Source organism: Desulfitobacterium sp., from assembly GCF_982384815.1.
Genome location: NZ_CEVWNY010000028.1, coordinates 23,145 through 29,768, shown reverse-complemented (window position 1 = coordinate 29,768; position 6,624 = coordinate 23,145). Strand labels below are relative to the sequence as shown.

The 6,624-nt window shown below is 46.6% G+C and carries 5 protein-coding genes; 1 reads left to right on the top strand and 4 read right to left on the bottom strand.

From position 1 onward, the window contains the following. From AC1U9U_RS06600 to AC1U9U_RS06585, 4 genes are all read right to left on the bottom strand, one after another. The coding region (locus tag AC1U9U_RS06600; protein WP_479959760.1) for a molybdopterin oxidoreductase family protein at nt 1–2,111 on the bottom strand (2,111 nt) is incomplete at its 3' end. A 51-nt stretch (nt 2,112–2,162) separates the two neighbouring features. Then, nucleotides 2,163–3,905, bottom strand: a complete 1,743-nt coding sequence (locus AC1U9U_RS06595; protein WP_479959759.1) for a sigma-54 interaction domain-containing protein — start codon at nt 3,903–3,905, stop codon at nt 2,163–2,165. Between the two features lie 43 nt (nt 3,906–3,948). After that, nucleotides 3,949–4,353, bottom strand: coding sequence for a hemerythrin domain-containing protein (locus AC1U9U_RS06590; protein WP_479959758.1), 405 nt, complete (start codon nt 4,351–4,353; stop codon nt 3,949–3,951). 106 nt (nt 4,354–4,459) lie between these two features. Beyond that, nucleotides 4,460–4,789: a hypothetical protein gene (locus AC1U9U_RS06585; RefSeq protein WP_479959757.1), complete on the bottom strand. Its 330-nt coding sequence runs from the start codon at nt 4,787–4,789 to the stop codon at nt 4,460–4,462. 503 nt (nt 4,790–5,292) lie between these two features. Between AC1U9U_RS06585 and ilvA the strand changes: the two genes are divergently transcribed. Continuing rightward, entirely contained in the window at nt 5,293–6,540 is a 1,248-nt protein-coding gene (gene ilvA / locus AC1U9U_RS06580) for a threonine ammonia-lyase IlvA (protein ID WP_479959756.1), read from the top strand. The last annotated feature ends 84 nt before the right edge of the window (nt 6,541–6,624 follow it).

The following is a 6,624-nucleotide window of genomic DNA, read 5'->3' as shown; positions in this document are numbered from 1 at the left end:
TTTAAATGCTCTTCTCCCGGGTCGAGATCCCCAAAGTGATAAGGCACAAACACTTGCCCGGGGCTTACTATATCGCTGATTTGGGCAGGAACCTGAATCCAGCCCCGCCGGGAAACTATTCGTACCCTTTCCCCGTTTTGAAGACAAAGCTGTTCGGCATCATCCGGATGAACTACGGCAAATCCTTCGGGGGCAGTAATAACAAGCTCCGGGATGCGCTTAGTTTTCGTACGGGTATGATAATGCTCAAGGATAGAGCCGGTATTAAGCCAAAAAGGATATTCCTTATCAGGTACCTCCGGCGGCGGAACATAAGGAATCGCCCAAAGCTTGGCTCGGCCTTCCGCCTGAACAAATTCACCGTACTCCTGAGCCATTTGCTCTGCAGTATTAAAAACTCTCTGGGTATACAACCGCTCCGTACCGGGATGATTGAGAGTCGGACAAGGCCAGCGGATTCCCCATTCCTTTTCCAGCCGCTCATAGGTCATTCCGGACATATCATTAGGCCTTCCCCGGGAAAGCTTCTTCCATTCATTAAAGACCTCTTCGGGTCCTTGCCAGGCAAAAGCCTCCGCTGCACCAAGGCCATGAGCCACCTCTTGGAAAATTACCAGGTCGGATTTGGCCTCCCCCGGCGGCTTCACAGCTTGATAACCAATATTTACGCGCCGCTCGAGATTGGTATAGGTACCGGTCTTTTCTCCCCATTGCGCCGCAGGGAGAAAAATATCGGCGTAACAAGCCGTTTCCATGGGGTAATAAACATCCTGCACCACAAGAAAAACCCGGTCCAGCCGTTCCCTGACTGTCTTTTGGTCCGGAAGGGATACCGCCGGATTAGTGCCGATGACCCAGAGTAAATCCATTTTCCCGGAATCAATCTGCTCCATCATCTGCATAATATCATTCGTTTGCTTAGGAATCCTTTCCGCCTCCAGCCCCCAGACTTCAGCTACTTCCTGGCGATGCTGAGGATTGGCAGGATTTCTAAATCCCGGTAAAGAGGCACTGCCCCCCACATCCCGGTTGCTCATAGCTGAAGCCTGACCGGTTAAAGAAAAAGGTGCACATCCGGGCTTGCCAATCTTGCCGGTAATCAGATGCAAAGTATTAATGAGGGTAGCTGTACCGGTGGCAGACATACTCTGATTAACCCCTTGGCAAAAAAGCGTCACCCCTGTGGCTGCTCTGCCAAAGAGCAGTGCAGCCTCTTCGATCAACTCGGCAGGAACTCCCGTTAACTCCTCCCCGCGCTCCGGGGGATAACCTTTGACCAGATTTTCAACCTCGGCAAACCCTATCGTATGCTCTTGAATCATTTCCTCATCCAGTAGTTTTTCCCGGATCAGGACATGGATCATGGCGTTAAGTAAAGCCACATTGGTTCCCGGTCCCAGGCGCAAATGAATATTGGCTAATTGCGCAGGCAGGGTAGCCCGGGGATCTGCTACAATTATCTTCGTTCCCTTTTCTTCGCGCCTATGTAGTATCCGTTGCCAAAGCTGAGGATACATCTCCGCAGGGTTAGCTCCAATGATAAAAAGCACCTCCGCCTGGTCCACATCTTCATAACAGCCGGGCGGCCCATCGGTGCCAAACGAGCGAATATACCCTTTGACCGCTGAGGCCATGCACAAACGGGTATTAGAATCGAGATTGGGGGTCCCGATTACTCCCTTAGCCAGTTTTCCCAAAGCATAATATTCTTCTAATTGAAGCTGTCCGGTGTGATATATTCCCAAAGCCTCCGGTCCCTGCTCCCGGCAAATCTGCTTAATCTTGCCTGTCAGCATTGCATAGGCCTCTTCCCAAGAAACAGGTTCCAACTGTCCATTTTTACGAATCATGGGGGTGGTGGCCCGTTCAGGATGGTGAAGGAACTTCCATTCATAAAGCCCTTTGACACAGAGCCTTCCCCAGTTGACAGGAGAATCAAGATTGCTGACCACAGTCACCGCTTGCCCATTTTTGACTCCGATATAAAGACCACAGCCTACGGAACAATACCCGCAAGTAGAATAAATCCATTCATCCACCGGTACAGGGGGATTAGAATCCAGGGATGAACTATCTTTCAATTTATCGATAACATCTCTAAGTTTACTCATCAGCCTTAGGCTCTCCTTAAAGTCAAAACTATTTTGAGGATTTGCATTAAGTCATTGGACCTGGATATAATCAGCATACTTTTTTAGCTTTTGATAAAGTCCGGAAACATGGATGCCGAGGACGCGGGCAGCAGCCTGCTTATTTCCTTGGGTAAGCTCCAAAGCCCGGAGGATTGCTTCGATTTCCGCCTTAGCCACTGCGTCCTCTAAGGAAATAATAACCGGAAGAGCATCGTTAAGCTTTGGTGCTGGGCCCCTTGAAGCTCGCTCCTCTTTAGCAAAGAAGGAAGGCTGCAGAAGATGTGACGGCAGATGGGATTCATCCACCTTTTCTTCCCCGGACTCTAAAAAATTAAAAGCATATTCAATCACGTTTTCCAATTCCCGCACATTACCTGGCCAAGCATAATTACCGAGAACTTTTTCCGCCCTTGGGGTAAGTCCTTGAATATGCCTACCATACTTTACCTGCAGCTTTTGAATAATTTCGGAGGTTAATGGCTTAATGTCCATAGGGCGTTCCCGCAAAGGAGGCAACTCCAAACTAATCACCGCGATCCGGTAATAGAGATCGAGGCGAAATTGTCCATCCTCAATCAGCTTCATTAAATCCCGATGAGTTGCGGCAATTATGCGCACATCCACAGTGAGGGTCTTACTTCCCCCAATCCGCTCAAAAGATTTCTCCTGCAGGACCCGTAAAATTTTCGCCTGCATGGCTAAAGGCATATCCCCAATCTCATCAAGGAAAATCGTTCCCCCTTGGGCCAATTCAAACTTACCAGGCTTGCCGCCTTTTAAGGCACCGGTAAAAGCTCCTTCTTCATAACCAAATAACTCCGATTCCAAAAGATTTTCCGGGATCGCCGCACAATTGATCTTAATAAAAGGCTCTTCCTTACGCGGGCTGAGCTGATGAATGGTATGGGCCACCAGTCCCTTTCCCGTGCCGCTCTCGCCGGTAATCAAGACATTGGCATCGTGGAAAGCTACTCTTTGGACCACTTGTTTTAACCTGAGCATTTCCGTGCTTTGCCCTTGAATTTCGTCCAAGGGAGACCGCTGATTGCGCAGCTCAAAGAGTTCCCCCTTATAAAAAAGAAGCTTGTTCTCCAACACTTGGACCCGCTGGGTGAGGGAACGGAAATCTTGGCCCTCAACCTGCTCTCGGGAGAGAACTTTGCTAATCCCGCCAATAACTTGGTTTTGAGAAAATATAGGGGACTCAGATAAAAGGAAAACCTTGCCCTGATACTCAATATCGATCTGTAGTCGGGGTTTTCCGGTCCGCAAAATCTCGGAGATCCTCGAAAAAGGAACCTTTTTTTCCAGGGGTAGGCCCAAAGAATTTTCCGGAGAACAACCTACCAGTTTGCTGTAGCAAGTATTCATAAACACCACACGGCCCTGCCGGTTGACCACGGCAAGGCCTAAGGGTAACTCCGCCAGGATCCCTTCATAGAGATCGATTAATGCTTGATTTTCCTGATTGTCCGAAGGATCCCCGGTCAAAGGTTCAACAACCATTAATACTCCGGAAAAACCCTGGGTAGTTTTCACCGGGAAATATCCCAAGCGTAATTTCCGTTGGTTAATAACTTGCTCAGTTAATAAAAGCTGTTGATTCACCAGAACTTCGAGAAGACGAGTATGGGGAAAGATCTCAGTCAGGCGGCGTCCTAAAGCCTCTGATGATTCTACGTGGAGCAGTTGAGCAACTTCCGCATCAATGGAGCAAATCACTCCCCGGTTATCAATAAAGACACATCCGGTCTTCAGTATCTGTGCAACCACTGAGTTACTCTCACCTCTTTGCCCTTGGCTGGAATCTAGTTGGCTAAATGTATAGGTAGATCCTTTGGTCCTCTTGATCCAAGCGATTTTTTAAGGCCGTAATAATCTTTTTGGTGTCTTCAACAAACTTTAGGTTATTGGCTTTAATCTTAGGTGCCGACATATATGTACTTTTGTACTTCATGAACTCAGCGGCTAAAGAACCCATTTCCAGATTGAGTTGATCTGCTGTCTTTCGCAAAGCTTCATCCTTCGAGCTTTTTAATTGTGGATAGAGATAATTATCTTCGGATTTTAAGTGAAGAACCAGGATACCGGATAATTTGCCGATTTTTAAAGCGAGATCAAAGGCCTGATCATCGATATTTCCTTTGCTCATAGCCTGTTCAATCTCCATAATCTCCCGGCGAATAGTCTTATGCTGTTCCTTTAGTAGATCATTACTCATATCGATTCCCCCTTATTCTTAAGCTAAGGGTACCTGATTGTAAAAAAAAGTGTCGTGACCCAGGTCACGACACGCTGTTATTATTATCGCTCTCTTAATAACTACACTAATCCTTAGGATCAAAATTATTTAAACCGGACGTGACTTCCTCCACCGGCATATCGATTATTTCTCCATTACCGTAGCCCTTCGAAGAATTGTTATCCCGGGGTTGGGCGGTTCCGCCGTAATTAGTATACACCTTGTAAAAAACCCGTCCGCTTTGTCCAGCCTTTCCTTTAGAACCGAGTCCGTTTTTGTGGACAAAATAGAGATATAGACGGTAAATGGCATATAATACCGCTCCGATAAGCACGGCCCAGACGGAGAAAACTACGATGGCCAGTATGAAAAAGACGATCGCTAGAGACCACATGATTCGATATAACCAAGGCATTGAAGAACCCCCTTCATTTGGCGACTTAAGAGTTAAGACTGCTCCAGCCATGATAAACTGATTACTAATAGAATTTTAGGCCCTGCTTGGCAAACGAAAACAAAACCTAACCCATCTGAGTAAATTGTAGCATAAATTTCACCGTCTTTGAATGGTGCACAAAATTAACTAGGCTTGCCCTTTGAAAATATAGAAAAAGGCCGGTTGACTTCCTAAAAAAGCAAGAGTATCATGGATAGATAAACTATTACGTGGTATTTATCACTGAACTAATCCGCCCTAAGACACCCGCCTCTATAGGCGGCGAGTGCCAAAGGGCGGTTAAGTCCAGTATGGACTCGACTAACCTTCAGCGGGGGGCGATCCCCCACTGAAGGAAGTCTCGTTCAATCACATTAGTTTTTGTTAAGCAAAAAAACTTCTTGTTTAATTATACGGCGGTTAAGAAATAGATAAAGTGATTCTGACAAACCGTGGGAATGCGGAAAGGGGTTAAATTGTTAATGGGAAAAGTAGCTTTAGAGGATATCATCAAAGCCGGGCAAGCTTTGAAAGGAGTTATTAATAAGACACCTTTGTATCGCCATGACCTTCTCTCAGAGAAATTCCAATGCAATGTTTTCTTAAAGCGCGAGGATCTGCAAGTGGTCCGTTCCTTCAAGCTCCGGGGTGCTTATAATATGGTCCATAGTATTCCCCGAGAGCGTTTAAGCAATGGGGTTGTATGTGCCAGTGCAGGCAATCACGCCCAAGGGGTTGCCTATTCCTGCAAAGCACTGGGTATTAAAGGAAGCATCTATGTCCCTTCTACCACACCAAAGCAAAAGATTTCCTCCATTAAGCGTTTCGGTGGAGAATTCGTTGAAGTAATCCAAACCGGTGATACCTTCGATGATGCCTTTAATCAAGCAAAAGCTCATTGTGAAGAAGCCAACAAAACTTTTGTTCACCCCTTTGACGATCCTCTGGTCATTGCCGGTCAAGGTACTATTGCCATGGAAATCCTCAATGACATGGAAGGGTCGGTGGATTTTGTGCTCGGAGGGATTGGCGGGGGCGGCCTGATGTCCGGTGTGGGAACCGCTATGAAAAGCCTAAGTCCTAAGACCCGGATCATCGGTGTAGAGGCTACCGGTGCGGCCTCCATGAAGGCTGCCCTAAAACAAAATGAAGTAGTCACCTTAGGAAATATCGATAGCTTTGTCGATGGTACCGCTGTCAAACGGGTTGGGGATTTGACCTTTGAAATCTGCCAAGAAGTGATAGATGATATTATTGTGGTCTCGGAAGGAAAGGTTTGCACCACAATCCTGGAAATGTATAACGATAGTGCCATCGTGGTTGAACCGGCCGGTGCCCTGCCTATCGCGGCACTTGATGCTTATCAGGACAAAATCAAAGGCAAAAATGTTGTCTGCATCATCAGCGGCGGCAATAATGATATTGAAAGAACCCCGGAAATCAAAGAGCGTTCGCTGCTGGATCAAGGGCTAAAGCATTACTTCATCGTCAACTTCCCCCAAAGACCCGGTGCCCTGAAGGAATTCGTAGTTGATGTTTTAGGTCCTAATGATGATATTGCCCGTTTTGAATACATCAAATCCAACAACAAAGAAAAAGGCCCAACCCTCATCGGTATTGAGCTTTCTCGCAAAGAAGATTATCAGGCCCTTATCGAAAATATGGATAAGAAGGGTTTCCAATACACCCGAATCAACGATAATCCCGAGTTATTTGGGTTGCTCATTTAACTTGAAGCTGACATAATAATTTAAGTCCAAGAGCACCCTATTAAAGGTGACCCTTGGACTTTTGTTTTTATCTGGAAAAGTTAA

What these genes read in the sequence shown, in the direction of transcription:
- AC1U9U_RS06585 (WP_479959757.1), bottom strand. Translation starts at nt 4,789, where the DNA reads ATGCCTTGGTTATATCGAATCATGTGGTCTCTAGCGATCGTCTTTTTC.
- ilvA (WP_479959756.1), top strand. Translation starts at nt 5,293, where the DNA reads ATGGGAAAAGTAGCTTTAGAGGATATCATCAAAGCCGGGCAAGCTTTG.
- AC1U9U_RS06590 (WP_479959758.1), bottom strand. Translation starts at nt 4,353, where the DNA reads ATGAGTAATGATCTACTAAAGGAACAGCATAAGACTATTCGCCGGGAG.